The following is a 26,399-nucleotide window of genomic DNA, read 5'->3' as shown; positions in this document are numbered from 1 at the left end:
TCATGGGAACCCTGTCGAACGACCTGCGCACGCTGAGCCACGAGGCGTACGTCTACCTGTACCCGCTGGTCACCATGGACCTCAGCCGGCGTCAGGCCACGAACGTGCCGGCGGGCGTCCGGCCCGGGTTCGGGCCGCCCAACGAGTTCCACCACCTGCGGGAGTTCCCGCCCGCGGACTTCCGGGCCGTGGTCCGCCCCAACTTCGACACGCTGTACGCGAACCTGTGGCTCGACCTGACCGACGGCCCCGTGCTGCTCCACGTCCCCGACACCGACGACCGCTACTACATGCTGCCCCTGCTGGACATGTGGACCGAGGTCTTCGCGACGATCGGCAAGCGGACCACCGGGACGGGTGCGGGGGACTACCTGATCGTCGGACCGGACTACGAGGGCGACCTCACGGAGTTCTACGACGACCTCCCGGAGGACGCCGCGCTGATCGTCGCGCCGACCCCGCAGGTGTGGGTCATCGGGCGCATCCAGACCAACGGCGTCGCGGACTACCCGGCGGTCCACGCGGTGCAGGACGGCCTGTCGGTGGAGGAGCTGGGGGAGCGGCCACCGTTCGAGATCGACCCGACGGCGGACACCCGGACCGAGCCGCTGCACCTGGTCGACGCCCTCGGCGCGGTCGACTTCTTCACGTACGCGACCAGGCTGCTCGACACGAACCCGCCGCACCTGACCGACTTCTCGGTGCTCGCGCGCATCGGTGCGCTGGGCATCGTCCCGGGCGAGGACTTCGACGCCGGGCAGTTCGACGACGCCGAGATCGCCGAGATCGAGGCCGGGGCGGCGAGCGCCCGCGCGCTGCTGGACACGTCACGCGCGACGCTCGGGAGCGTGGCCAACGGGTGGATGCTCTACCGCGACACCATGGGCGTCTACGGGAACTTCTACCTCAAGCGGGCCGTCGTCACGCTCGTCGGGCTGGGGGCCAACCCGGTCGAGGACGCGATCTACCCGCTCCTCGCGACCGACGCGGACGGCCAGGCCCTGGACGGGGACCACGACTACGTGCTGCACTTCGACGCGGACCAGCTCCCGCCCGCCGCGGCCTTCTGGTCGGTCACGATGTACGACGCCGAGGGCTACCAGGTGGCGAACGCTCTCGACCGGTTCGCGATCGGCGACCGCGACGACCTGCGGTACGGCGAGGACGGGTCGCTCGACCTCTACCTGCAGCACGAGAGCCCGGGCGCGGACCGCGAGCCCAACTGGCTCCCCGCGCCGCGCGGTCCGCTGGGCGTGACGATGCGGCTCTACGCCCCGCTCCCGGAGGCGCTCGACGGGCGCTGGGTCCCGCCGGTCGTGCGCAGGGTCTGAGTCGCCGGAACCTCCGCGCACGCCGTGCCGCGGGCGCGCGACGGATGCCCGACGGCGGTGGGCCGGGTACGTGACCCGGCCCACCGCCGTCAGGCATCAGCGGGTGGACGTCAGACGCGCGCGGGGACCTCGCCCGGCTCGGCTCCCTTGACGATCGGGACGCGGACCGCGTTGCCCCACTCGGTCCACGAGCCGTCGTAGTTGCGGACCTTGTCGAAGCCCAGCAGGTACGTCAGCGCGAACCACGTGTGGCTCGAGCGCTCACCGATGCGGCAGTACGTGATGACGTCGTCGTCGGTCGACAGGCCCAGGCCGCCCTCCTGGTAGATCGCCTCGAGCTCCTCGCGCGACTTGTACGTGCCGTCGGCTGCGACCGCGGTCGCCCACGGGACGTTGCGCGCCGTGGGGATGTGGCCCCCGCGCAGCACGCCCTCCTCGGGGTAGTCGGGGATGTGCAGGCGCTCGCCCGTGAACTCCTGGGGCGAACGGATGTCGACGAGCGGGCCGTTGCCGAGGTGCGCGAGCACGTCCTCCTTGAAGGCGCGGATCGTCTCGTCGTCCCGCTCGACGACGGGGTACTCGACGGGCTCCGGGGTGGGGACGTCGGTCGTCGTCTCGCGGCCCTCCGCGATCCACTTGCCACGTCCGCCGTCGAGGAGGCGGACGTCCTCGTGACCGAACAGCGTGAAGACCCACGCCGAGTACGCGGCCCACCAGTTGTTCTTGTCGCCGTACAGCACGACCGTGGTGTCGCGCGAGATGCCCTTGGACCCGAGGAGCTGGGCGAAGCCCTTGCCGTCGAGGTAGTCGCGCAGGTCGGGGTCGTTGAGGTCGGTGTGCCAGTCGACCTTGACCGCGCCCGGGATGTGCCCGGTCTCGTAGAGCAGCACGTCCTCGTCGGACTCGACGACGACCACGTTCTCGTCGTGCAGGTGCTCGGCGAGCCAGTCCGTGGAGACGAGGCGGTCCGGGTGGGCGTAGGCGGCGATCTTCTCGGTCGTGTCGAGGGGAGCGGACATGGTGTCCTCCTGAGGGCTCGTGGGACTGGCAGAGACGGGTGGCGGGGATGCGGGCAGGACGGCGCAGGCGGGGTCGAGCGGAGCGTGCCGGCGCGGTGGGTACCGCTCGGGCACGCTCGCCACTCTAGGAACGGGGTCCACGGACCGGAAGGCCCGTCGCGCATGCTGAGACAGTGTTACCCGCTGGTCCGTAGCGGCCGCGAAGCCGTCGCAGGAGACGTCAGTCTCGCGAGATCGGCGCCGTCACCGCGCCCGTGAGCGAGACCAGGTCGGCGGGCGCCAGCCCCACGTCGAGACCGCGGCGCCCGCCCGAGACGTACACCGCGTCGAACCCGAGGGCCGACTCGTCGACCACGGTGCGCAGCCGCTGACGCTGGCCGAGCGGCGAGATGCCGCCCACCACGTACCCGGTCGCGCGCTCGGCCGCGGCCTGCTCGGCCATCGCCGCCTTCTTGCCGCCCGCCGCGTGCGCGAGGGCCTTGAGGTCGAGCTTGCGGTCCACGGGCACGACACCCACCACGAGCGTCCCGTCGACCGAGGTCACCAGGGTCTTGAACACCTGCTCGGCCGGGATGCCGATCGCCGCGGCGGCCTCGAGCCCGTAGCTCAGGTCGGAGGACGGGTCGTGCTCGTAGGGGTGCACGGTGTGCGGCACACCAGCCTTCTCGAGCGCGACGAGCGCGGGCGTGCCGGCGTGGGGCGAGGACTTCTGCTTCTTGGCCACAGGACGATTGTGCCCCTAGACGTTCACGTCGACGAGCGACCCGATCCCGTACGTGACGGCCATGGCGATCGCGCCACCCAGGACCGTGCGGATCGTCGCGCGCCGGGTCGGCGCCTGCCCCAGCCGTGCGCTGCCCCAGCCGGTGAGGACCAGCGCCAGGACGACCGCGACGAACGTGACCGGGATCCGTGCGGCGGTCGGCGCGAGCAGGATCGCCGCCATGGGCAGCAGACCACCGACCGTGAACGACACGATCGAGGCGACCGCTGCCTCCCACGGCGACGTCAGGTCGTCGGGGTCGATGTTCAGCTCGGCGTCCGCATGGGCCGCGAGCGGGTCGTTCGCGGTGAGCTGGACCGCGACCTCGTGCGCGAGCTCGGGCGTGAGCCCCTTGGCCCGGTAGATCCCCGCGAGCTCGGCGAGCTCCTCGTCGGGCATGGTCGCGAGCTCCTGGCGCTCCTTGGCGAGCATGGCCTCCTCGGTGTCGCGCTGCGTGCTCACCGAGACGTACTCGCCCGCGGCCATCGACAGCGCCCCCGCGAGCAGCGCCGCGGCGCCCGCGGTCGCGATGACCGGGATCGACGTGCTGGTCGCGGCGACGCCCACGACCACGCCCGCGGTCGACACGATGCCGTCGTTCGCGCCGAGGACCCCGGCGCGGAGGCGGTTGAGCCGTGCACCGGTCCCCTCGCGGCGGTGCTGCTCGCCCTCGTGCGGAGTCGTGTGCGGTCCCGGTGTGCTCATGAGGCCACCGTAGGACGGGGGAGCGGGCCTGTCGTGGCGGGCCGGAGTGCGCCACGACGGATCTCGCCTTCTGGTCGGCCGGGCCCGTGACCTGCACCTCGGCCCCGCCGGGACCTTTGGCACTGGCCGACCCGGGCACCTCCTGGGACGCTCGGAGTGGCAGAGGTGACCGCCGGCAGGGGATGCGTCAGGGGCGCATCGGAAGCAGGGAGAACGCACATGAGCATCGACGACCCCAGAATCGAACGGATCCTCGCGGCCGCGTCCCGCGCTCCCAGCGTGCACAACACCCAGCCGTGGTCCGTCCACGTGCACGGCACGACGCTCGACGTGCGCGCCGACGACTCGCGCCGCCTGACCCACGCGGACCCCGCAGGCCGGGAGATGTTCATTAGCTGCGGGGCGTTCCTGGCGAACCTGCGGGTCGCGGCCCGCCGCGAGTCCTTCCGTCCGGTGCTCTCGCTGGTCCCGGACGACGGCGACCCCGCGCTCGTCGCGCGCGTCGACCTGGTCCCCGGTGTCCTGCCCGACGCCGACGAGCTCGACCTCGCGGTCGCGATCGATCGGCGCTCGACGTCCCGCGTCCCGTTCGAGGACCAGCCGCTCGACGCCGACGTCGTCGACGACCTCGACAGGGCGGCCACCTCCGAGGGCGCGCGCCTCGTGAGCCTCGCGCCGCAGGCTCCTGAGCGGACCGTCCTGCTGGACCTCGTCCGGCGGGCCGAGGAGGCCGCCGGCAAGGACCACACCGGTCGCGTCGAGCAGGCGCGCTGGGTCACGAACGACCCCGACCGCCCCGACGGGATCCCCGTCTCTGCGCTCGGCCCCGCGAGCGACGACGCCCTGGCACCCGTGCGCCACTTCGGTGGGGACTCCACGAGCGACCGGGCCGCGTTCGAGCACCGTTCGACGCTCGCGGTCCTCACGACACCGGGTGACACCTTGCAGGACTGGCTCGTGGCCGGGCAGGCGCTCGAACGCGTCCTGCTGACCGCGACCACGTACTTCGTGCACGCCTCGTTCGCGACCACCGTCCTCGAGAACCCCGCCACGCGGGCCGAGCTCACCGCGGTGCTCGACGCGGGCGTCCCGCAGATGGTCATGCGGCTGGGCTACAGCCCGACGTCCCCCCGCACGCCCCGCCGCCCGGCCGACGACGTGCTGCGGTAGGCCGCGTCAGATCGTCCCGACCGCCACGACGCTCAGCACCACGGCGCCTGCCTCGTCGCTCGCCGCGAGGTCGACGACGGCGCTGATCGCCCAGTCGTGGTCGCCGGCCGGGTCGTCGAGCACCTGGCGGACGAACCACGTGCCGGGTTCGACGCGCTCGCCGTCGGGGCGCACGCCGTTCTCGACGATCTGCACGAGGGCCGACGAGCGCGCCGCGGCGTCCACGCCGATCGCGTCGTTGCCGTGCAGCTCGAACATCGGGTCGAGGGCGTCGGCCCACGCGTCGCCGTCCCAGCCGCTCGCCTTGTCGAGGGCCTCGAGCGCGTCGTAGTTCTCGCGCGCCGCGAGCTCGACCCGGCGGAACAGTGCGTTGCGGACCAGGACGCGGAACGAGCGCGCGTTGCCCGTGACGGGACGGGCCGGGGCCTCGGCGCCCGTGCCGGACAGCGGGCCGTCGCCGACCTCGTCGTCCGCATCGTCGTCGACAGGGTTGGCCAGGCGCTCCCACTCGTCGAGCAGCGACGAGTCGGTGCCGCGCACCAGCTCGCCCAGCCACTCGGTGATGTCCTGGACCTCCTCGGTGCGGTGCTCCTCGGAGATCGTCTGGCGCATCGAGCGGTACGCGTCGGCGAGGTAGCGCAGCACCACACCCTCGGTACGGTCCAGGCCGTACACCGAGACGAACTCGGCGAACGTCATGGCCCGCTCGACCATGTCGCGCACGACCGACTTGGGCGAGAGCTCGGCGTCCGAGACCCACGGGTTCGAGTGCTTGTACGTCACGAACGCAGGCTCGAGCAGGTCCGCGAGCGGCTTGGGCCACGTGATGGTCTCGAGCAGCGCCATGCGCTCCTCGTATTCGTACCCCTCGGCCTTCATGGCCGCCACTGCCTCGCCGCGGGCCCGGTGCTGCTGCGCGACGAGCACCTGGCGCGGGTCGGACAGCGTGGCCTCCAGGACCGAGACGACGTCGAGCGCGTGCGTGGGGGACTCGACGTCGAGCAGGTCGAGCGCCGCGAGCGCGAAGGGCGACAACGGCTGGTTGAGCGCGAACTCGCGCGGCAGGTCGACCGTGAGGCGCACGGTGGGGCGCTGCCCGCTCGGGTACGTCGGGTCGGGCACGCGCACGCGCTCGACGATGCCCGCGACGCGCAGCGAGCGGTAGATGCGGAACACCTGGCGCACGTGGCGCTCGCGCTGGGCGTCGGTGTCGTGGTTGGCAGTGAGCAGGTGCTTCATCGCCTGGACTGGATCGACCCCGCGGTCACCGCGCGCGAGCACGTTGAGCACCATGGCGTGGTTGACCGTGAAGTGGCTGGTCAGGGCCTCGGGGTCGGCGTCGCGCAGGCGCTCGAACGTCGCGTCGGTCCAGTTGACCGCACCGGCAGGAGCCTTCTTGCGCACGATCTTCTTGAGCTTCTTGGGGTCGTCCCCGGCCTTGGCCAGCAGCTTGCGGTTCTCGATCACGTGCTCGGGGGCCATGACGAGGACCTCGCCGAGCGTGTCGTAGCCTGCCCGGCCTGCCCGGCCCGCGATCTGGTGGAACTCGCGCGCCGTGAGGTGACGCATGCGCTCGCCGTCGAACTTCACGAGGCTCGTCATGAGGACCGTGCGGATGGGGACGTTGATGCCCACGCCCAGGGTGTCGGTGCCGCACACGACCTTGAGCAGCCCCGCCTGGGTCAGGCGCTCGACCACGCGCCGGTACTTGGGCAGCATGCCCGCGTGGTGCACGCCCACGCCGTGCCGCAGGAACTTGCTGAGCGTCCTGCCGAACCCCGACGTGAAGCGGAAGTCACCCAGCTCGGCCGCGATCGCGTCCTTTTCCGAACGGCTCGCGACGTTGATGCTCAGCAGGGACTGGGCGCGGTCGACCGCGTCCTTCTGCGTGAAGTGCACGACGTAGACGGGCGCGCGGTGCGTCGTGACGAGCTCCTCGATCACCTCGCCCAGCGGCTCGACGACGTAGGCGAACGTGAGCGGCACGGGGCGCTCGGCGCTCGTGACCTCGGCGACGGGACGTCCCGTGCGGGACTCGAGGTCCTCGGTGAACGTCGAGGTGTCGCCCAGCGTCGCGGACATCAGGACGAACTGCGCCTGCGGCAGCTCGAGCAGCGGGACCTGCCACGCCCAGCCGCGCTGCGGGTCCGCGTAGTAGTGGAACTCGTCCATGACGACCTGCGCGACGTCCGCGTCGGCACCGTCGCGCAGCGCGATGTTCGCGAGGATCTCCGCGGTGCAGCAGATGATGGGCGCGGTCGGGTTGACCGACGAGTCGCCCGTCATCATGCCCACGTTCGCGGAGCCGAACACCGCGACGAGCGCGAAGAACTTCTCGCTCACGAGCGCCTTGAGCGGCGCCGTGTAGTAGCTGCGGCCGGGGACTCCTGCGCGGTGCGCGGCGAGGGCCGCGTAGTGCGCGCCGACTGCCACGAGCGACTTCCCCGAGCCCGTGGGCGTGGCCAGGATGACGTGCGCGCCCGAGAAGATCTCGATGACGGCCTCGTCCTGGTGCGCGTAGAGGTCGATCCCCGTCTCGGTGGCCCACTCGGTGAACCCTTCGTAGAGGGCGTCAGGGTCCGGGGTGCCCGAGCCGTCCGGTGCCGGCAGGTGACGAACCAGGCCGGGCTCGGGACGGGTGGTGGGGGTCGTGGTGCTCATCGTGGCCATTGTCGCAGAGGCGTTGTCCCCCGGGGGGTCCCGGGCCTCGGGAGCCCTCGCCGCGCGCGTCCGCGGCTGCCCGTGGAAGTCTGTGCGGATGGTGACCGACCGGCGCGCGGACGCGCCCCGCTTCCACCCCGAGACCGCGGCGCAGTGGCGTGCGTGGCTCACCGAGCACCACGACGACGAGGTGCCCGGCGTCTGGGTCGTGCAGTGGCGGCGGGCGAGCGGCCGTTCCCCGATCGACTACGACGCGCTCATCGAGGAGGCGTTGAGCTTCGGGTGGATCGACGGGACCGTGCAGACGATCGACGACGAGCGCTCCATGATGTGGCTCACACGGCGGCGGCCGGGGAGCCGCTGGACGCGGCTGAGCAAGGAACGGGTCGCGCGCGCCGAGGCGGACGGCAGGATGACCGACGCGGGTCGCGCGGTGATCGACGCTGCCCGCGCCGACGGCTCGTGGACGAGGTACGACGACGCCGAGGCGCTCGTCGTCCCCGACGACCTGGCCTCGGCGTTCGCCGCCGCGCCGCCCGCTCGAGAGCACTGGGACGCCTTCCCGCCGGGCGTGCGCCGGCTGATCCTGGGATGGATCGCGGACGCCAAGCGGGCCCCGACGCGCGCGGCCCGGATCGCCGAGACGGCCGAGAAGGCGCAGCGCGGGGAGCGTGCGCACTCCCAGCCCCGCTGAGGGGCCGCCGCGACACGAGGCACTGCGGGAGGTTAGCGTCCTGGCGACGGCTGCACCGCCGTCGGGCTGGAGGAATGAAGCATGGACGTCTTGCAAGAGGCGCTGATCGACCCGTTGAGCAACGCCCTGTACTCGTACGTCCTGATCTACGTCCTCATCGGCGCGGGCGTCTACTTCACGGTCCGCACGCGCGCCGTCCAGGTGCGGCTCTTCGGGCTCATGTTCCGGCTCGTGGGCGGCTCGACCGGCTCGGCCGAGGGCGGCATCTCGTCCTTCCAGGCGTTCTGCGTGGGGCTCGCGTCCCGCGTGGGGACCGGGAACATCGCGGGCGTCGCGATCGCGCTGACGCTCGGCGGCCCGGGGGCCATCTTCTGGATGTGGTGCGTCGCGCTCATCGGGATGGCGACCGCGTTCGTCGAGGCGACGCTCGGCCAGATCTTCAAGGTCCGCGCCGACGACGGCTCCTACCGCGGCGGCCCCGCGTACTACATCCAGCGTGGCCTGGGCTCGCGGCGGTGGGGGATCGTGTTCGCGATCCTGCTGATCTTCGCGTTCGGGTTCGCGTTCAACATGGTGCAGGCCAACACCATCAGCGAGGCGCTCGACAACGGCCACGCGGTCTCGCCCGGCTGGACCGCGGTGCTCCTCATGGTCCTCGCGGCCCCCGTGCTGTTCGGCGGCGTCAAGCGCGTCGCGAAGGTCGCGGGGATCGTGCTGCCGATCATGGCGGGGGTCTACGTCCTGCTCGCGGCGACCATCATCCTCATGAACCTCGGCGCCGTGCCGGGCGTGGTCCGGCAGATCGTCGAGGGCGCGTTCGGGCTCGACCAGGCCGTCGCGGGCACCGCGGGCGGCATCCTCGCCGCGCTGCTCAACGGGGTCAAGCGCGGCCTGTTCTCGAACGAGGCGGGCATGGGCAGCGCCCCGAACGCCGCCGCGACCGCGACGGTCTCGCACCCCGCCAAGCAGGGGCTCATCCAGTCGCTCGGGGTGTTCGTCGACACGATCGTGGTGTGCTCGGCGACGGCCTTCATCATCCTCATGGCCGGGCCCGCGGTCTTCGACCCGGGAACCACGACCGACGCCGCCGGGGCCTCGCTCACGCAGCAGGCCGTCGCGGCCCAGCTCGGGACGTGGACCGTGTGGCCCATGACGATCCTCGTGTTCGTCTTCGCGTTCTCCTCGGTGCTCGGCAACTACTCGTACGCCGAGGTCAACCTGACGTTCCTCGGTATCCGCGCCAAGGCGCTCACGGCGCTGCGCACGCTCGTGCTCGCGGCGATCGGGATCGGCTCGCTCATCGAGCTCGAGGCGGTGTGGGCCGTCGCGGACGTCGCGATGGCACTCATGGCGCTCGTGAACCTCGTCGCGATCGTGCTGCTGGGACGCTGGGCGTTCGGTGCGCTCAGGGACTTCGAGCGTGGTCGCAAGGACGGGACGGACGCCCGGTTCGTCGGGACCGGGAACCCGGACCTGCCCGGGGACGTCCCGGGCGACGTGTGGGCACCGGTCCCGCAGGACTCGACGGCGTAGCACCCGCTCGGCGCCGGCGCCGGTCATCGCAGGGGCGCGGTCAGCCCAGGTCCCAGAGCAGTCGGTAGTAGGCGATGCGTTCCTTGTCCGGCTCTGTCCCGTAGGCCTCGTACACGATCCCGTCGTAGCCGGGCCCGTAGTTCCACTCGGTGCTCCACGCCGCGACCGCGAGATCCGCCCAGCGGTCCGCGACCCCGAGCGACCCGAGGTCGACGTGCGCCGCGAACGTGCCGTCGGCGGCCAGCAGGGTGTTGGGTGCGCACGCGTCGCCGTGGCACACGACCAACCTGTCCATGGGGGGTGCGAGGTCGAGCAGGGGGCGCGCCTCGGCGACCGAGAGCTGCGCGTGCTCGGGGAACCACTCGGTCGGGCCCTCGCCGTCGGCGATCCGCTCGTCGGCGCGCGCGACGCGCTGCTCGACGCTCCACGTGAACGGGCAGTCCTCGACGGGCAGGGCGTCGTGCAGGACGCGCAGGCCGTGGCCGATCGCCGCCGCGGCGGTCGCCGGTTCGGCGATCCAGCGCGGGTCGACGGCCGAGGCCGCGTCGATCGCCTCGGTGACGAGCCAAGCGCCGATCTCGTCCTGCCCGGCGTCGAGCACCTGCGGCACGGTGGCGAAGCGGGAGGCCCACGCGAGCCGCTCGGCCTCGGCGAGCAGGTCGATCTCCGGCGTCCCGGCCGCGACCCACTTGACGTAGCGGTCGGTACCCCACCGGAACGTGAGGCCGCCGAGGTCGTTCTTCCACACCGGCACGAGGTCCCCGCCCCCTGCGGTGTCGACGAGCGATCGGACGGCGGGCGGGACGGGCACGGGGCCCGTCGGGATCTCGGCGAGCGGCGGTCGGGTCATGCCCCGATCCTGCCAGGCCGCCCAGCACCGCCGAGACGGGTGGTCCCGCACGAGACGGGTGCCCGCGCCACGGCCCGGACCACCCGTCTCGCGCCGGACCACCCACCTCGTGCCCCGCGGCCACAGGTCCGTCAGGCCGGAACGATCTCGAGCTGCGCAGGTTCGGGAAGCTCCGTCGGTCGTTCCTCGGCGACGCTGACCCACTCGATGCCGCCGAGCTCGCCGTCGAGGAGGTAGAGGAACAGCCCGTCGGGGGAGCCGATCACCCTCGCGTCCACCACGACCTGCATCCCGGTGCCGGTCCGGAAGTCGATCGACGGGCAGCCACAACCGCACGTGCCGGTCACCACCGCGCTCCGGGCCTGTCGGCGGAGCCCTGAGACCCCGTCCACGTCGATCGAGAGCAGGGCGTCGAGCACGCTGCGCTCGCGGTCCGTCAGCGGCCGGGGCATGCGGGTCGTGCGGGTCATGCGGGCAACTGTCGCACGCGTCAGGCCGGCAGGCGCTCGCAGACCTCGACGAGCCGTTCGCGCAGCGTCGCGGACCGCTCGGCGAAGCCCCGCTGGAGCCGCACGTACTCGGCCTTGCCTGCGGGGGTCTCGATCGCGACGGGCGCCTCGCCGTACGACGACACGTCGTAGGGGCTGGCCCGCATGTCGACCCAGCGGATGTCGCGGGAGAGCTCGAACGCGTCGAGCACGAGCCCGCTCGGCACGGCGGGGGACAGCTTGGTCGCCCACTTGTAGAGGTCCATGTTGGCGTGCAGGCAGCCGGGCTGCTCGAGCGCGGGCTGCGTGTCGCGCGTGGGCTGGAGCCGGTTGAGGCCCACGGCCTCGGGGGTGAAGAAGCGGAACGCGTCGAAGTGCGAGCAGCGCACGGGGTGCGAGGTCACGACGTCGTCGGTGCCCTGGGCCCCGAGCCGCAGCGGCAGGGGGTGGCGGTGGTCGCGGCCCTGGGCGTGGTCGCGGTAGACCATGGCCCACTCGTGCAGCCCGAAGCACCCGAGGCTCGCCGGCCGGGAGGCCGTGGCCGCGAGCAGGTCGCGGGCATAGCGCACGGTGTCGCCGCGGTCTGCGAGGAACGCGTCGACGTCGAGCGTCACGCCGCCGGTGGTGTCGGTCCGGTACCACCGCCAGGTGGCGCGCTCGGCGAGGAGGGGCGCGGCGCCGTCGGGCGTGCTGCTGTCACCGGAGAGCGTGACGCCCGCGCCGGGGTGCCAGCGCCGGAGCTGGGCGGGGCGCGTGGGGTAGTAGGTGAAGAGGAAGTCCTCGACGGCGTGCTTCTCGCCGCGCGCCTTGCGCTCGCGCCAGCCCGCGGTCAGGGCGTCGGCGCGCTCGGCGTGCGCCGTCGCGAGGGGGAGCCACGCGTCACCGGCGAGGATGTCCGGCCCGACGGCGTCGCGCGGCTCGGGAGGGCGCGTGCGGTGGGGATCGGGAAGCGTGGGCATGGTTCCAGGGTAGATGTCGGTCGGTGGTGGCCCGTCGTGGCGGCAGGTGCGTGGTTCCGGTGGTTTTCACCCGAAAGTCCTCTCCACGGCATCTCCACACATGGAACACTTGTGCCGGAGTGCGCGCCGAGCGCGCGCGCCTCCCTCCTCCGCACACTCCGGCGTCGCCGTGCCGTGCACGACAAGAAGACGAGCAGACGAATGACGTACCCCCCTCCCGGACCCGCAGAGCCGACCCCGCCGTCGCTCGGCTATCCCGGAGCGCCGCAGCCCTCGCCGTACCAGCAGCCCGGCCAGCCCGCCCTGCCCGGCCAGCCCGGCGCGTGGGGGCCGGAGCAGGGCGGCTACCCGCCGCCCTACGGCGTCGTCCCGCCCAAGAAGTCCAACGTGCTCGCGGTCACGGGCCTCGTGCTCGCGATCGTCGCTCTCGTGCTCTGCCTGATCCCGATCATCAACCTCTTCGCGGCGGTCCTGGCGCTCGCAGGCCTCGTCCTGGGCATCATCGGGCTCGTCAAGGCAGGGGCGCTCGGGAGCGGCAAGGGTATGTCGATCGCCGCGATCGTCATCTCGGTCGTCGCCGGGATCGGTGCGGTGATCTCCCAGGTCGTGTTCGTCGCAGCCCTCGACGAGCTTTCCACGAGCCTCGGGTCGACGAGCATCTCGAGCTCGGCCCCCGAGGAGCCCGCGGGAGCAGAGACGCCCGCGGACACGACGGGCGAGGACGTTCCCGCTGACGGCGCGGTCGGCGACTCCTCGCCGGCCCTCGTCTTCGGTGACGCCGCCGTCTACGAGGACGGCCTCGAGGTCGGTGCGAGCGCCCCGGCCGCGTTCACGCCCAGCGACACTGCGGCGGGCGACGAGGGGTTCACGCAGTTCGTGCGGATCGACCTCACCCTGACGAACGGGACCGCGGAGACGTTCGACCCCACGTTCACGTACGTCACGCTCTCGTCGGGCGGTGTCGAGGGCTCCCAGGTCTTCGACGCGGCGAACCAGATCAGCAGCACCCCGAGCACGCCCCTGCTCCCGGGCCAGTCGCTGACGTTCCCCGTGGTCTTCGGGGTCACGGACCCCGCCGACGTGACCATGGAGGTCAACGTCGGGGCATGGGAGTACGACGCGGTCCTGTTCTCCACGACGAGCTGACGCGCGCAGGTGGCGGGGCCTACGTGCGCGTGGGCCCCGCCGCCGCGTCCTCGGCGGGCGTCGGGTCCGGCTCGGGGGCCTGCTGCCAGGGCCAGCGGCCCGTGATCTCGAGCTCGAGCGAGAAGCTGAGGAACGTCCGGATGAGGACGATCGCGGCGAGCACACCGACGCTCTCGAGCGTCGGTGTGATCGCGACCGTACGGATGATGTCGGCGGCGACCAGGAGCTCGAGCCCGAGCAGGATCGAGCGACCGAGCCGCCGCCGGAAGAGGCGGTAGACGTTGCCCTCCCGGCGTCGGGTCAGGGACAGGAATGCCGCGTACAGGGCGCCGACCACGATCGCGGCGACCCCTGCCGCGTCGACCACCTTGCCGACGACCTCGATCACCTCGGCGAACGTCATGAGCCGAGCGTAGGACGGAACGGCCGTGCGGGCCGGGCGGGACGAGCGGCCGTCGAGTCAGGCGAGCAGACGCACGTGCCGTGCCGACCTCACGAGGGCCGCGGCAGCGTGAGGATCTCGGCCCCGTCGTGCGTGATCGCGATCGTGTGCTCGCTGTGCGCGGTCCGGCAGCCCGTCGCACTGCGGAGAGTCCATCCGTCGGCATCGGTGACGAGCTCGGCGGTGTCCTGCATGACCCAGGGTTCCAGGGCGAGCAGCAGCCCGGGCCGCAGCCGGTATCCGCGTCCGGGGCGTCCCGTGTTCGAGACGTGGGGGTCCTGGTGCATGGTCGAGCCGATCCCGTGGCCTCCGAACTCGGTGTTGATCAGGTATCCCGCGTCGCCGAGGACCGTGCCGATGGCGTGGGAGAGGTCGCCGACGCGGGCGCCGGGTCGTGCGGCCGCGATGCCCGCCGCGAGGGCGCGCTCGGTCGCGTCGATCATGGCGAGGCTCTCCGGGGGGCGTGCGTCCCCCACGACGAAGCTGAGAGCGGCGTCTGCCGCGACGCCCCCCAGGGAGACGGCGAGGTCGAGCGTCAGCAGGTCGCCGTCGGCAAGCGTGTAGTCGTGCGGACGTCCGTGCAGCACGGCGTCGTTGACGGCCGTGCATACGTAGTGGCCGAAGGGCCCACGCCCGAACGACGGGGCGTAGTCGACGTAGCAGGACAGCGCGCCGGCCTGGAGGATCAGCTCCTTCGCCCACCGGTCGATGTCCAGGAGGTTCGTCCCGACGGTGCTGCGGCCCTTGAGCGTGTGCAGGACGTGAGCGACCAGGGCTCCCGTCTCTCGTGCTCGGGACAGCTCGGTGGGGTTCAGTATCTCGATCATGCGGTGTCTTCCTCGTGGTTCCAATAACTATACCGGCCATGTTATCCCGGTACTAGAATCGGGTCCATGGTCAGGTTGCCGCTCACCCCCGCCGAGGTCGAACGCGGGCAGCGCCTCGGTGCTCTGCTGCGTCGGGCCAGGGGGGACCGCTCGATGCTCGAGGTCGCGCTCGACGCGCGCGTCTCGCCCGAGACCCTCCGGAAGATCGAGACGGGCAGGGTCGCCACCCCTGCCTTCCCGACCGTCGCCGCGATCGCCGACGTCCTGGGCCTCTCCCTCGACGAGGTCTGGGCCGAGGTCACGCGGCCGGAGGGCGACCGTCCCGGACAACGTGTCGGCCAGGGCGCGCGCGAGCGGCTGGCCTCCTAGGCGGCGAGGGCCCTACTCGGTCGCGTCGAGGAACGCCTGCGCGAGGCGCCGGGGCGCCCGCGCGAGCCATGCGTCCTCGAGGAGCTCCTCGAGCTCGGGGACGGCGACGCGGTCGAGGCGCGCAAGAACGATCGGATAGCCCGCGAAGTGGGCCGTCGTGAAGAAGGTGCTCGGCTCGTCGCCCACGAGCGCGAGCTTCTCGCCCTCGTCGGCGACGTAGAACCCGAGCGGCGCGGTGTCCGGCGCGGAGACGCCCAGCTCGTCCAGGTCCCGACGGCGCAGCGGACGTTCCCAGGCGAAGTTCCGTCCGTGCACGGCCCACTCGCGCGGGCGGTGCTCGGCCGTGTCCGGCAGCACCGCCGCGATCCGCCCGACGTCCTCCCACGTGGCCATGCTTCGACGCTACGCCTCGCGTGCCGTGACCGCTCGCGTCAGAGCGGTGCGCTCGCCGCTTCCTCGCCCTTGCCCGTCGCCCCTGGGGCGATGCTCTCGATGAGCACGACGAGCGTCTGGTTGATGCGCTCGACCTGACGCAGGACGACGTCCTGCGGGCGCGTCGGAGGGCCGGTCGGGTCGTACTCGCTGCCGAAGTCGAGGGTCTCCTCGACCGTGCCGGGGAGGCGGTCCGCCAGCACGGCTCGCAGGGCCGAGATGTTCGCGCTCGTGGTCCTGCGCAGCCGGTCCCAGTCCTCGGACGACACGTCGGCCCCCGCCTCGATCATGCGCTCGACCGCCCGGGCGAGGTGCCGCGTGTAGTAGGTCAGCGACCACACCGCCGTGAGGCGTCCCTCGATGCCACCGACCTCGAGCGCGCCCGCGGCACGCCGCAGGGGGGCGGCGGTGGCGTTGACCCGGCGGACGTCCTGGGTGATCACGAGGAGGTGCTTCTCGATCGCCTTCCGCGAGATCTTGGTGCCTCCCGCGAGGCGTTCGAGCCCCGCGGTGATCACGATCTCGACGTCCCGGAGGAGGGTCGCGACGTCCTTGTTGAGCTTGGTGCGGGTACGTGTGGGGAAGACGAACCATGCGACGGCCAGGGCGACCGCGGCCCCGAAGAGGGTCTCCAGGATCCTGACCTCGACCGCGAGCGTCGTCAGGCGTCCGAGGAACTCGTACAGGAGCGCGAAGAACATGGTCATCCAGAAGCTCGACACGGCGGGCGAGACCTGCTGGTAGTACCTCGAGGCGAAGATCGCCACGGCGATCAGCGGGAGGACGATCGCAGGGTCCGCGCCCGTCCAGATCGCGACACCGAAACCGACGGCCGCGCCGAGGACCGTGCCCGCGATGCGCTGGGCTCCCTTGACGAATGTCTCGCCGTCGGTGCCGCCCAGCACCTGGTAGGCCGAGATGGTCGCCCAGTACTGGTGCGTCGTGGAGACGGCCTCGCCGATGCCGAGCGCCGCGCCGGTCGCGACCGCCGCCTGCACGGCACGCTTCGTCACGGGCGACATCGGCACCTTGCCGTCCTGCGGCGGGGCCGAGGGGGCGACGAGCTCGTCGAGGGCCGCCTCGTCGTCCTGCGTGCCGTCGGGATCGACCGTGGCGAGCGGGGGCGCATCGGGGTCGAGGCTCGAGACCTCGGCGGTCCGCAGGACGTCGGCCGCCCGGTAGAGCTCGGTGCAGGCCTGGTAGAGCAGACGGGCGGCCTGCGGCCACTCCGCCGGGGGGCGGTCGCCCTGCCAGGGGGCGAGCTGCGTGGCCGGGGCCGCGGGAGGTGAGCCGTCGACGGGGCGAGCAGCGATCTCCGCGAGGTGCGCCTGCAGCAGCTCGATCCGTCCCGCGAGCCGTCCGCGCAGCTCCAGGGGGATCGCGGTGCCCGTGACGTTGCGCGCGGCGGTCATGAGGTTGACCGCGGCGAGCTCCGTGTCGAACAGGTGTAACCGGACCTCGGCGCTACGGGCGGGCTCGATCCCGGTCGCGTTCTCCCCGCCCGTGAGCTGCCCCGCGAGGAACGCCGCCCCGCGGTGCAGCTCCCGCATGTCGAGCCGGACCCGCTTGACGATGTCCGGGTCCCACCGAGCCCAGGAGACGGCGTCGACGAGCGCGTCCATCGACGTGACCAGGCGGCGTCCGAACCCGTCGATCCCACCGCGCAGCACCTTGAGGGGCCGTTCCGGGAGGATCACGTAGTTCAGGACCCAGGCCCACACGACTCCGAGCGCGGCCGCGGTGATGTAGAGGAGCACTTCCGTGAGGTGCAGCCGCAGGATGAGCGCGAAGTAGTACGCGACGAACGTGACCTGGCCGAGCGCCGCCCAGCGAGGCCCGAACCGTCCGACCCATACGCCGAGTCCCGCGACGGCCACGACGAGCACGGCGGTCCAGACGGGGGATCTCGAGACCAGCGCCCCGAGCACGACCACGAGGCTGACAGGGGCGATGAGCAGGATGCTCGTGACCTTGCGACCCCGCTGCGTCTTGTCGACCGAGATGCCTGTGCTGAGCATGGCGACGAAGCCGCCGAACATCGCGGGCTGGAGCCCGTCACGTCCGGTCGCCTCGAAGAGGACGTACAACGAGACGACGGCGGCGCTCGCCGCGAGCACGGCGCGCCCGGCCCCGCGCAGGCGGGCGTAGCCCGGGTCGACGAGGGACACGTGCTGGTCGACGAAGGTCTCCCACCGCGAGATCCGGCTGCGCGCCGACCGCTCCGCCGGTTCGGACGGGTCGGCGACGGGGCCCGCCCCGGGTCCGACGACGGGTCCGGGGACGTCCTCCTCGAGGAACCGGAGCACGAGCGCGTCGTCGGTGTGCAGGATCGAGACCGGCTTGTCGGTCACGATGATCGGCTGGTAGTCCAGGTCCCGGCTCACGGCGAACGTGATCTGCTGGGCGCGGTAGGCGAACGGCAGCCACTGGGTGTAGCGGCGGTAGGCGTCGTCGAGGTCGGTGAGCGGTTCGATCCCGGCGAGGTCGGCCATGTCGCGATCGAGCTCGACGAAGCGCGCGACCCACTCGTCCTGCCGCCCGCGGTGGTGCCCGCTCCGGGCGAGGCCGGCGAACTCGTCGGAGCTGACCACCTCGGGGACCGCGTGACTCGTCCAGCGCAGCCTCTTCTGCAGGTACTCGCCGAACTCGAGGAACTGGAAGGTCAGGGGGACGAGACCCGGTGTGGCTGTCGCCGGGTGACCGGCCGGCAGCCCCCACCGGAGCGCGCCGAGGGTCCCGCCGAGCATCCGGATCGCGTAGGGGAGGGCGAACTGGTCGCGCCCGCTCTGGAAGTAGTACGCCGCATGGTGCAGCCGCAGGCCGTCGGTGTACGACGAGAACGAGTCCGCGATGCCGTCGACGTGCCCGTCGAGCCCGCTCGGCTCGCCCTGCTGGAAGAACGGCGCCAGGCTCGCGACCGGGGAACCTGCACCGCGCTCCGCGCTGAAGAACTGCGCCGAGAGCGCGCGCAGGTCGCGGATCACGTCGTAGACGCCCAGGAGGAAGGTCAGGATCAACGACACGAGGACCACGCCCGTGAGCGTCTCGGCGATGCTGAGGAAGCGCAGCACGTCCGTCTCGGCCGTGAGCGAGGACCCGCCGACGGTCGAGAGCTGGGCCGCGCTGAAGTACATCGCGTTGAAGAAGTCGAGGCTCGCGCCCGTGCCGGACACCGAGAACGCGGTCTTGGTCATCTGGCCGTAGTAGATCAGCCCGAACCCGAGGATCACGCCGAACAGCCAGGCGACGACCGTGACCATGATCTGCAGGCCCGTGACCTGGCGCAGCGCGAGCGGGCGCCACCGCCTCGACATGCGTCGGGTGACACGGCGCAGCAGACGCCACTGGCCTGCGGCGAGCGGCCCCGCGATGAAACCGGACTCGTCGTAGTTGAGCGCGGTGAGGAACACGTCGAGCAGGGTCAGGGCGAGAATGACGATTCCGAGGACGAGCCACACTGTTTCCACGCGTTCAGGCTATCTTCGGCTCCTCGATCCGGCCTGGTGGAAATGTCGGGCGAACCGGGCGGTGGTTTATCTGCTGATTTGTCGGGGCTTCTTGTTGCGACAATGTCGCAGCTTGCCGCCAGGAATGCGAGGCGGCGAGGCGCGTGAAAGCGCTGGCCGGAGGGTTGCCGGTGCTCCGGTTGCACTCCTGCGGCGCCCGCGTAGTGTCGAGACATCAGACGCGAGACCGGTTCGTTCCGGCTGCCGGTCGCACTGGCGAAAGGTCGTGCAGGCAATGAATCTCACCCCACGAGAAATGGACAAGCTGTATGTCTACCAGGTCGCCGACCTGGCACGCAGGCGTCGGGAAAGGGGCACCAAGCTCAATCTCAGCGAGGCCCAGGCGCTGATCTCGGAAGCAATTCTCGAAGGAGCCCGCGACGGGAAGTCGGTCGCCGAGTGCATGGAGCTCGGAAAGACGATCGTGTCGGAGAAGGACTGTCTCCCGGGAGTCCGTGAGCGGCTCGCGCTGCTCCAGGTCGAGGCGACGTTCGTCGACGGCAGCAAGCTCGTCTCCTGTCACGACCCCGTGGCGGCCTGAGGTATGGGGTCGGGGGGGCCGGGGCAGACGCGGCTCGTCCTGGTCGGCGGGCACGAGAGCGCCGACGGGGCGGACGTGCGGTTCGTGGCGGACGCGCTCCCGGGCGTGACCGTCAGCCCGCCGGGCCGGACGCTCCACAACGCCGTGAGCGCGCTGCTCGCGACGGGCGACGGGCCCGTGGCGGTCCTGCCGATGACGTTCGGCCGGAACCCCACGATGGTCGCCGACACGGCCAAGACGCTCAAGTGGCTGAGCGTGGGGGCAGGGACGGGTCGGGTGGTCCTGTGCGACGACTTCGGCACGATCGACCACCTGGTCGCCTGGCTGCGCAGGGCCGCGACCGAGACCGCCGAGCGGCGGCCGGGGGCGGCCCTGGTGATCACGGCGACGTCGTCGAACCCGTTCGACGACGCGGAGCTTCACCGGGTCGCGCACCTCGTACGGACGCACGGCGCCGGGCTCCCGGTCGAGGTCGCGTGCGTCGAGGAGGACGCGGAGGTCGCCGAGGCGGTCCGTCGTGCGCGGCTCCTGGGGTCCACCGAGGCCGTCGTCGTCCCCGCAGGCTTCGCACGGACGAGCGCCGCCCCCTGGGGGATCGGCGAGCTCGCCCGGGCGACGTTCTACGGGCCGCTGATGTCGGAGCAGGCGATCCTCCAGGTCGTCCGGCAGCGGCTCGCCGCGGCCGAGCACAGCCTGAGCCACGGCCACGACGGGATCGAGACCGGTCTGCTCGCGGACCACGGCCACGGGTACGCCCACTCGCACGCCTTCGAGGAGAGCGGCGAGCACGGCGCGGCGGGTCACCAGCACCCGCACCCCCATCCTCATCCGCACCCCCGCCCGAGCGCCCCGCCGCATCCGTCACCTCACGGCGGCGGGGCGCACACCCACGACACCCACGACACCCACGTCATCCACGACACAGTCGACGCCGCGCGGCGGGACGCCGACGAGCTCGAGCCGCCGGCAGCGCGCGGCGTCTCCCACGACGAGGTCCTCGCCCGTCGTCACTGAGCGGTCGCCAGACCGTCACCGATCCATCGAGAAGCACCACGACGCGAAGCAGCAGCGGAGGGAAGAACGATGCTAGGTAGCCCCAAGTACCACCACACCGATGAGGACATCGAGATCAACGCGGGCCGAGAGAAGGTGACGCTCAGGGTGAGCAACACCGGCGACCGCGCCGTGCAGATCGGGTCGCACTTCCACTTCTTCGAGGTGAACCGCGCGCTGCTCTTCGAGCGGGAGAAGGCGTACGGCATGCACCTGGACATCCCTGCCGGGACAGGGGTCCGCATCGAGCCTGGAGACTCCCGCGACGTCACGCTGACCGCCTTCTCCGGTTCGCGTCACCTCGTCGGCTTCAACAACCTGGTCGACGGCGGGCTCGACTCGCGTCAGACCCGGATCGACTCGCTCGCGCGCATGACCGAGGGACAGTTCAAGGACGGCAAGCCGACGGCGCGGACCACCGGAGCTGCGAAGAAGGGGAAGAAGTAATGGCCATCATCTCCCGCAAGCAGTACACGGACCTGTTCGGTCCGACCACCGGCGACAAGGTGCACCTCGCGGACTCGAACCTCGTGATCGAGATCGAGAAGGACTACAACGAGGGCCACTACGGCGACGAGGTCGTCTACGGCGGTGGGAAGACCGCCCGCGACGGCATGGCGGCCGACCCGGAGGCCACCAGCGCGCAGGGCGCACTCGACCTCGTGATCACCAACGCCATCATCCTGGACCCGATCCTCGGCGTCGTGAAGGGGGACATCGGCGTCAAGGACGGCAAGATCGCCGGCATCGGCAAGTCGGGCAACCCCCATCTGCAGAGCGGGGTCGACCCGCGTCTCGTGGTGGGTGCGACCACCGAGATCCTGGCGGGCGAGCACTGCATCGCCACCGCTGGGGCGTTCGACAGCCACGTGCACTACATCTCCCCGCAGCAGGCGCAGGCTGCCCTGTCGAACGGCATCACGACGCTCTTCGGTGGTGGGACCGGCCCGACCGACGCGACGAACGGTGTCACGACGACGCCGGGCGCGTGGCACCTGCACCGCATGATCCAGGCCGCGGAGGACATGCCCGTCAACATGGGCTTCCACGGCAAGGGCAACGGGTCGCTGCCCGCGCCGCTCGTGGAGCAGATCGAGGCCGGAGCCTCGTCGCTCAAGGTCCATGAGGACTTCGGGGCGACGCCCGCGGTGATCCGCAACGCACTGAGCGTGGCCGACGAGTTCGACGTCCAGGTCTCGATCCACACCGACAGCCTCAACGAGGCGGGGTTCGTCGAGGACACGCTCTCGGCGATCGACGGCCGCACGATCCACACGTACCACACGGAGGGGGCTGGAGGAGGGCACGCACCGGACATCATGAAGGCCGCCGGGTTCCCGAACATCCTGCCCTCCTCGACCAACCCGACCCTGCCGTACACGGTCAACTCCGTCGACGAGCTGCTCGACATGGTCATGGTGTGCCACCACCTCTCGCACGACATCCCCGAGGACGTCGCCTTCGCGGACTCCCGTGTCCGCGCCGAGACGATCTCCGCGGAGACCGTGCTCCACGACGAGGGCGTGCTGTCCATGTTCTCGTCCGACTCCCAGGCCATGGGCCGTATCGGCGAGTCGGTGACGCGGGCCTTCCAGACCGCGCACCACAACAAGGCCGTGCGCGGCCCGTTGCCCGAGGAGACCGGGGACAACGACAACTTCCGCGTGCTGCGCTACCTGGCGAAGGTGACGATCAACCCGGCGATCACGCAGGGCGTCTCCGACTACGTCGGCTCGCTCGAGCCCGGCAAGATGGCCGACATCGTGCTGTGGCCCGTCGACTCGTTCGCTGCGAAGCCCAAGGTCGTCGTCAAGGGCGGTCTCATCAACTGGGCCCTCATGGGTGACCCGAACGCGTCGCTGCCCACGCCCCAGCCCGTGTACTACCGGCCCATGTTCGGCGCCTTCGGACAGGCGCAGCAGGCGACCCGCATCACGTTCATGTCGCAGGCCGCGATCGACAAGGGAGTTCCCGAGCAGCTCGGCCTCAAGAGCCAGGTCCTGCCGGTGCGTCGTTGCCGGGGCATCGGGAAGGAGCACATGGTCCGCAACGACCGCACGCCCGTCATCGACGTCGATCCCGAGACGTACAAGGTGACGTTCGACGGCAAGCCCGCGCACATCGAGCCGGCCGAGTCCCTGCCCATGACCCAGCTCTTCTTCCTCGCCTGAGGACGGCCATGCGGGACACGACCAGCGGGAGGACCGACGTCGGGGCGCTCCTGGTGAGCCTCCAGCTCTCCGACTCCGCCTTCCCGAGCGGCTTCTACACGATGTCGCACGGGTTGGAGGGGTTCAGCCAGGCGCGCCTGGTCGACCGGGGCGACGTCGAGGGGTTGCTGACGGGCCTGCTGCGGCACTCGGTGGGTCCGGGCGACGCGACGGCGCTCGCCCGGGCCCACGACGCGGCGGTGGCCGCCGACTGGGACCAGGTCCAGGAGGTGGACCAGGTGCTGTTCGCCTCGAAGCTCAACGCCGAGATGCGCAAGGCCTCGGTGCGCAGCGGCCACCAGGTCACGGACCTCGCGCGCGAGGCGATCGGTGGCCCGGGGCTCGAGGAGTGGGGCAGGCGGATCACGGCCAAGGAGACCCCGGGATGCCAGCCCGTCGCCACGGCCGTCGCGTACGCCACGACCGGCGTCGGTGCCGAGCAGGCGGTGGCGTCGGACCTGTTCGCGTTCGCGGTGAGCTTCGTGGGGGCGGCCCTGCGGCTGCGGCTCACGGACCACCGGCACGCGCAGGTGGTGCTCCACGCCGTCGGGCCCGTGATCGCCGACGTGACCGCCGACGCGGTGGCGCGCGACCTGTCCGACCTGGGCGGGTGCGTGCCGCTCGCCGACGTGATGTCGGCACAGCACGAGCGGGCCGAGGCGCGACTGTTCGCGAGCTGAGGGCAGCCGAGGACCCTGCACGAGACGTAGCCAGAAGAAGCACGACGAGAGAGACGAGGCAGTCGAATGAGCGAGAACGTCCTGAGGATCGGCATCGGCGGACCGGTGGGTTCGGGCAAGACCGCGCTCACGGAGGCGCTGGTGCCCAAGCTGTTCGCGGCCGGCCGTCAGCCGGCCGTCATCACCAACGACATCTACACGCAGGAGGATGCGCAGCACGTGCGACGTGAGCTCGCGGGGATCCTCGACCCCGAGCGGGTCGTGGGCGTCGAGACGGGAGCCTGCCCGCACACGGCGGTGCGCGACGACCCGACCATGAACCTGGCGGCGGGCGCGGAGATGCTCGAGAAGTTCCCCGAGGTCGACACGCTGATCTACGAGTCGGGGGGCGACAACCTGACGCTCACCTTCTCGCCGTCTCTCGCGGACGTGTTCATCTTCGTGCTCGACACCTCGGAGGGCGAGAAGATGCCGCGCAAACGAGGTCCGGGCATCACCGAGTCGGACATCCTGGTGATCAACAAGATCGACATCGCGCAGTACGTGCGGACGAACCTGGTGACCATGGAGGCGGACGCGCGCCGCGTGCGCGACGGCAAGCCCGTCGTGCTCACCAACTCGTTGACGGGCGAGGGGCTCGACGAGCTGTACGAGCAGATCTTCGTGCTCTGGAACGGCCGTCGAGACGCTCTCGTCGGATGAGCGCGGAGCTCGTGACCGACGTGCCCGACGCCGCGCCGCTGCGCGCGGTGCCGGGTGACCCCGGGGGTGCGACCAGCGACGGCAGAGCGTCGAGCGCCGCTTCCACGACCGGGGCGGGTCGTCCGGGAGGCATCTCGTGGCGTGGCAGTGGGTCGGGCTACGGCGGCTACCGCCTGGAGCCCCCGCACTACGAGCCGGAGCGCGTCCCCCAGGAGGTGCTGCGCCACAGCAGCACGCCCGACACGCTGGCAGCGGGCAGCCCGGGCAAGGTCGGCCTCCTGGAGCTGGAGTTCGCCAGGAACGATCGCGGCACCGAGCTGGTCCACCACTACCAGAAGTCGCCGCTGCAGATCATGCGTCCGCTGTACTACGACCCGCTGCGGCCCGACATGCCCTACACGTACCTGATGTCGACGGGGGGCGGCATCCTGCAGGCGGACCGGCTCCGGACCGACCTGCTGTTCGGGCCCGGCAGCTCGGCCCACGTCACGACGTCGGCGCACAGCAAGGTCTACCGGATGGAGCACGACTACGCGGTGGCCCAGACGAACGTCGTCGTCGCTGAGGACGCCTACGTCGAGTACCTGCCCGAGCCCGTGATCCCGTTCGCCGACTCGCGGTTCTACCAGCGCACGTGCGTCACGCTGCACGAGTCGGGCACCCTCGTCGCAGGGGAGACGGTTTTCGCGGGTCGCCTGGCCCGCGACGAGAGGCACCGGTACGCGGTCTTCGCCTCGGACTTCGAGGTGCGCCGCCCGGACGGGCGGATCGTCGCGCTCGACCGCGTCCGCCTCGTCCCCGAGGACGGGCGGACCGGGGGGCTCGCGGTGCTGGGCGACCGGGACGTCCTGGCGATGCTCTACGTCCTCACCCCGCTCGTGCCCCCCACGCAGCTTGCCGACCTGCTGCACTCGGTGCTCGCCGAACGGTTCGAGGAGGACCTCTTCATCGGTGTCAGCGCCCTGCCGGGGGACGCCGGTGTCTGGGTACGCATCGTGGGCGACGACACGGGCGCCGTCGCGAGCGCCAACACGGTGGCCTGGCGTGCGGTGCACCAGGTCCTCACGGGGATCGAAGCACCGCTGATCCGGAAGAGCTGAGACCCATGGGCGCTCGATCCTCCTACGCCTGGCAGCTGGTCAAGGTCTTCGTGCCGGTCCTGCTGCTCCACGTCGTAGGCTTCGGCGTCTTCTTCGCGTTCGTGGCCCCTCAGCACCTTCAGATGGGCTCCGCCGTCTTCGGTGTCGGTATCGCGGTCACGGCCTACGTGCTGGGCGTCAAGCACGCGTTCGACGCGGACCACATCGCGGCGATCGACAACACGACGCGCAAGCTCGTCGATCTCAGGAAGCCCGCCGCGGGCGTCGGACTCTTCTTCTCGCTGGGGCACTCCACGGTCGTGTTCCTCATGGCGGTCCTGCTCGCCGGGGGAGTGAGCTGGGCCGTGGGCCTCACGTCCGACGGCAGCGGGGTACGGAACGCCCTGGGTGTCTTTGGTACGGCGATCTCCGGGAGCTTCCTGATCCTCATCGGGCTCATCAACGCGGTGACCTTCGTCGGGATCTGGAAGGTGTGGCAGCGGACCAAGGTCGCGCCGCTGAACGAGGAGCAGCTCGAGAGACAGCTCGCGAGCCGCGGGTTCGTCAACCGCATGATCCAGCCGATCGTGAAGTCGGTCGACCGCCCCCGCAAGATGTACCTGGTCGGATTCCTGTTCGGCCTGGGCTTCGACACCGCGAGCGAGATCGCGCTGCTGGTCCTCGCGGGCACAGGGGCCGCGACGGGACTGCCCTGGTACGCGGTCCTGTGCCTGCCATTGATCTTCGCGGCGGGCATGAGTCTCTTCGACACCATGGACTCCGCCGTCATGGTCAAGGCGTACTCGTGGGCCACGGTCAACCCGATCCGCAAGGTCTACTACAGCCTGACCGTGACGGGGATCTCCGTCATGGTCGCGGTCGTGATCGGCGGGATCGAGCTCGTGGGGCTTCTCAACGAGAAGCTGGGCCTGCACGACCCGGTCACCGACTGGGTCGCGGGCATCGAGCTCGAGAACGTCGGCTACGTCGTCGTGAGCACGCTCGTCGTGGCGTGGTTGGCCTCGACCGCCTACTGGAAGCTCGGCCGGGTCGAGGAACGCTGGGGGCGCCCTGTGCCTGCCACGGGTGCTGTCGGCGCCGGTGGCCCGGGTCCCTCGGTCTCCGGGCCCGTGCTCCCCTCGCCGACCCAGCCGCCACCGCTCGCCCCGCCCGAGGGTCACCCGGCCCTCGACCGTCCGACGAACCGTCGGCCGGACACCGGAACAGCAGGGAGATGAC

25 protein-coding genes are annotated in these 26,399 nt (G+C 71.4%); 14 read left to right on the top strand and 11 right to left on the bottom strand.

Annotation, left to right across the window (positions count from 1 at the left end; genetic code table 11):
• Nucleotides 1-2 precede the first annotated feature (2 nt).
• A complete protein-coding gene (locus tag H9640_RS03445; RefSeq protein ID WP_191789327.1) occupies nt 3-1,331 on the top strand; it encodes a DUF1254 domain-containing protein in 1,329 nt (442 codons plus the stop codon).
• Between the two features lie 110 nt (nt 1,332-1,441).
• Here the strand turns inward: H9640_RS03445 and H9640_RS03440 are convergent, their stop codons facing one another.
• The 3 genes from H9640_RS03440 to H9640_RS03430 form a co-directional block, all read right to left on the bottom strand.
• Complete coding sequence (locus H9640_RS03440; protein WP_191789326.1) at nt 1,442-2,350, bottom strand: sulfurtransferase; 909 nt, start codon at nt 2,348-2,350, stop codon at nt 1,442-1,444.
• Nucleotides 2,351-2,570: 220 nt separating this feature from the next.
• A complete protein-coding gene (gene ybaK, locus H9640_RS03435) occupies nt 2,571-3,074 on the bottom strand; it encodes a Cys-tRNA(Pro) deacylase (RefSeq protein WP_191789325.1) in 504 nt (167 codons plus the stop codon).
• 15 nt (nt 3,075-3,089) lie between these two features.
• Complete coding sequence (locus H9640_RS03430) at nt 3,090-3,818, bottom strand: VIT1/CCC1 transporter family protein (RefSeq protein WP_191789324.1); 729 nt, start codon at nt 3,816-3,818, stop codon at nt 3,090-3,092.
• A gap of 219 nt (nt 3,819-4,037) precedes the next feature.
• On the opposite strand from H9640_RS03430, the gene H9640_RS03425 reads away from it, so the two are divergent.
• Entirely contained in the window at nt 4,038-4,988 is a 951-nt protein-coding gene (locus H9640_RS03425) for an Acg family FMN-binding oxidoreductase (RefSeq protein ID WP_191789323.1), read from the top strand.
• A gap of 6 nt (nt 4,989-4,994) precedes the next feature.
• On the opposite strand, the gene H9640_RS03420 is transcribed toward H9640_RS03425, so the two are convergent.
• Complete coding sequence (locus H9640_RS03420) at nt 4,995-7,649, bottom strand: DEAD/DEAH box helicase (RefSeq protein ID WP_191789322.1); 2,655 nt, start codon at nt 7,647-7,649, stop codon at nt 4,995-4,997.
• Between the two features lie 97 nt (nt 7,650-7,746).
• Here H9640_RS03420 and H9640_RS03415 point away from each other — a divergent pair, with 97 nt between their 5' ends.
• Both H9640_RS03415 and H9640_RS03410 read left to right on the top strand, forming a co-directional pair.
• Entirely contained in the window at nt 7,747-8,343 is a 597-nt protein-coding gene (locus H9640_RS03415) for a YdeI/OmpD-associated family protein (protein WP_191789321.1), read from the top strand.
• An 81-nt stretch (nt 8,344-8,424) separates the two neighbouring features.
• Nucleotides 8,425-9,876 (top strand): alanine/glycine:cation symporter family protein, encoded by a 1,452-nt coding sequence (locus tag H9640_RS03410; protein WP_191789320.1) that lies wholly within the window; start codon nt 8,425-8,427, stop codon nt 9,874-9,876.
• A gap of 40 nt (nt 9,877-9,916) precedes the next feature.
• Here the strand turns inward: H9640_RS03410 and H9640_RS03405 are convergent, their stop codons facing one another.
• The 3 genes from H9640_RS03405 to H9640_RS03395 form a co-directional block, all read right to left on the bottom strand.
• Nucleotides 9,917-10,726, bottom strand: coding sequence for an aminoglycoside 3'-phosphotransferase (locus H9640_RS03405; protein WP_191789319.1), 810 nt, complete (start codon nt 10,724-10,726; stop codon nt 9,917-9,919).
• Between the two features lie 131 nt (nt 10,727-10,857).
• Nucleotides 10,858-11,196 carry a hypothetical protein gene (locus tag H9640_RS03400; RefSeq protein WP_204808237.1) on the bottom strand — a complete coding sequence of 113 codons (339 nt, stop codon included), beginning with the start codon at nt 11,194-11,196 and terminating at the stop codon, nt 10,858-10,860.
• Between the two features lie 20 nt (nt 11,197-11,216).
• A complete protein-coding gene (locus H9640_RS03395; protein WP_225226644.1) occupies nt 11,217-12,173 on the bottom strand; it encodes a 3-methyladenine DNA glycosylase in 957 nt (318 codons plus the stop codon).
• 201 nt (nt 12,174-12,374) lie between these two features.
• Here H9640_RS03395 and H9640_RS03390 point away from each other — a divergent pair, with 201 nt between their 5' ends.
• Entirely contained in the window at nt 12,375-13,319 is a 945-nt protein-coding gene (locus H9640_RS03390) for a DUF4190 domain-containing protein (RefSeq protein WP_191789318.1), read from the top strand.
• A gap of 19 nt (nt 13,320-13,338) precedes the next feature.
• Here the strand turns inward: H9640_RS03390 and H9640_RS03385 are convergent, their stop codons facing one another.
• Together H9640_RS03385 and map are read right to left on the bottom strand one after the other, a co-directional pair.
• Complete coding sequence (locus H9640_RS03385) at nt 13,339-13,722, bottom strand: DUF1622 domain-containing protein (RefSeq protein ID WP_191789317.1); 384 nt, start codon at nt 13,720-13,722, stop codon at nt 13,339-13,341.
• A gap of 89 nt (nt 13,723-13,811) precedes the next feature.
• The gene (gene map / locus H9640_RS03380) at nt 13,812-14,588 is read right to left on the bottom strand and encodes a type I methionyl aminopeptidase (RefSeq protein WP_191789316.1); all 777 of its coding nucleotides are present in this window, start codon (nt 14,586-14,588) and stop codon (nt 13,812-13,814) included.
• Between the two features lie 66 nt (nt 14,589-14,654).
• Here map and H9640_RS03375 point away from each other — a divergent pair, with 66 nt between their 5' ends.
• Nucleotides 14,655-14,957 (top strand): helix-turn-helix transcriptional regulator, encoded by a 303-nt coding sequence (locus tag H9640_RS03375; protein WP_191789315.1) that lies wholly within the window; start codon nt 14,655-14,657, stop codon nt 14,955-14,957.
• A gap of 12 nt (nt 14,958-14,969) precedes the next feature.
• On the opposite strand, the gene H9640_RS03370 is transcribed toward H9640_RS03375, so the two are convergent.
• Together H9640_RS03370 and H9640_RS03365 are read right to left on the bottom strand one after the other, a co-directional pair.
• Nucleotides 14,970-15,350 (bottom strand): MmcQ/YjbR family DNA-binding protein, encoded by a 381-nt coding sequence (locus H9640_RS03370; RefSeq protein ID WP_191789314.1) that lies wholly within the window; start codon nt 15,348-15,350, stop codon nt 14,970-14,972.
• Nucleotides 15,351-15,388: 38 nt separating this feature from the next.
• On the bottom strand, nt 15,389-18,856 hold the full coding sequence (locus tag H9640_RS03365) for an FUSC family protein (protein WP_191789313.1): 3,468 nt from the start codon (nt 18,854-18,856) through the stop codon (nt 15,389-15,391).
• Between the two features lie 274 nt (nt 18,857-19,130).
• Here H9640_RS03365 and H9640_RS03360 point away from each other — a divergent pair, with 274 nt between their 5' ends.
• The 8 genes from H9640_RS03360 (at nt 19,131) to H9640_RS03325 (ending at nt 26,398) form a co-directional block, all read left to right on the top strand.
• Nucleotides 19,131-19,436, top strand: coding sequence for an urease subunit gamma (locus H9640_RS03360; RefSeq protein WP_191789312.1), 306 nt, complete (start codon nt 19,131-19,133; stop codon nt 19,434-19,436).
• 3 nt (nt 19,437-19,439) lie between these two features.
• On the top strand, nt 19,440-20,450 hold the full coding sequence (locus H9640_RS03355) for a sirohydrochlorin chelatase (protein ID WP_191789311.1): 1,011 nt from the start codon (nt 19,440-19,442) through the stop codon (nt 20,448-20,450).
• 69 nt (nt 20,451-20,519) lie between these two features.
• Nucleotides 20,520-20,936, top strand: coding sequence for an urease subunit beta (locus tag H9640_RS03350; protein ID WP_191789310.1), 417 nt, complete (start codon nt 20,520-20,522; stop codon nt 20,934-20,936).
• Nucleotides 20,936-22,660 carry an urease subunit alpha gene (gene ureC, locus H9640_RS03345; RefSeq protein WP_191789309.1) on the top strand — a complete coding sequence of 575 codons (1,725 nt, stop codon included), beginning with the start codon at nt 20,936-20,938 and terminating at the stop codon, nt 22,658-22,660. Before H9640_RS03350 ends, ureC begins: the two co-directional genes overlap by 1 nt.
• An 8-nt stretch (nt 22,661-22,668) precedes the next feature.
• Complete coding sequence (locus H9640_RS03340; RefSeq protein ID WP_191789308.1) at nt 22,669-23,379, top strand: urease accessory protein UreF; 711 nt, start codon at nt 22,669-22,671, stop codon at nt 23,377-23,379.
• Nucleotides 23,380-23,445: 66 nt separating this feature from the next.
• A complete protein-coding gene (gene ureG, locus H9640_RS03335) occupies nt 23,446-24,081 on the top strand; it encodes an urease accessory protein UreG (protein WP_191789307.1) in 636 nt (211 codons plus the stop codon).
• Nucleotides 24,078-25,181 (top strand): urease accessory protein UreD, encoded by a 1,104-nt coding sequence (locus H9640_RS03330; RefSeq protein ID WP_191789306.1) that lies wholly within the window; start codon nt 24,078-24,080, stop codon nt 25,179-25,181. Before ureG ends, H9640_RS03330 begins: the two co-directional genes overlap by 4 nt.
• Nucleotides 25,182-25,186: 5 nt before the next feature.
• Nucleotides 25,187-26,398 (top strand): HoxN/HupN/NixA family nickel/cobalt transporter, encoded by a 1,212-nt coding sequence (locus H9640_RS03325; protein WP_191789305.1) that lies wholly within the window; start codon nt 25,187-25,189, stop codon nt 26,396-26,398.
• Nucleotide 26,399: the final 1 nt, after the last annotated feature.

The sequence above is a fragment of the Oerskovia gallyi genome, from assembly GCF_014836745.1.
Classification (GTDB): domain Bacteria; phylum Actinomycetota; class Actinomycetes; order Actinomycetales; family Cellulomonadaceae; genus Oerskovia; species Oerskovia paurometabola.
Note: the sequence above shows the minus strand (reverse complement) of the source record. Positions and strands in the feature narration are given on the sequence as shown.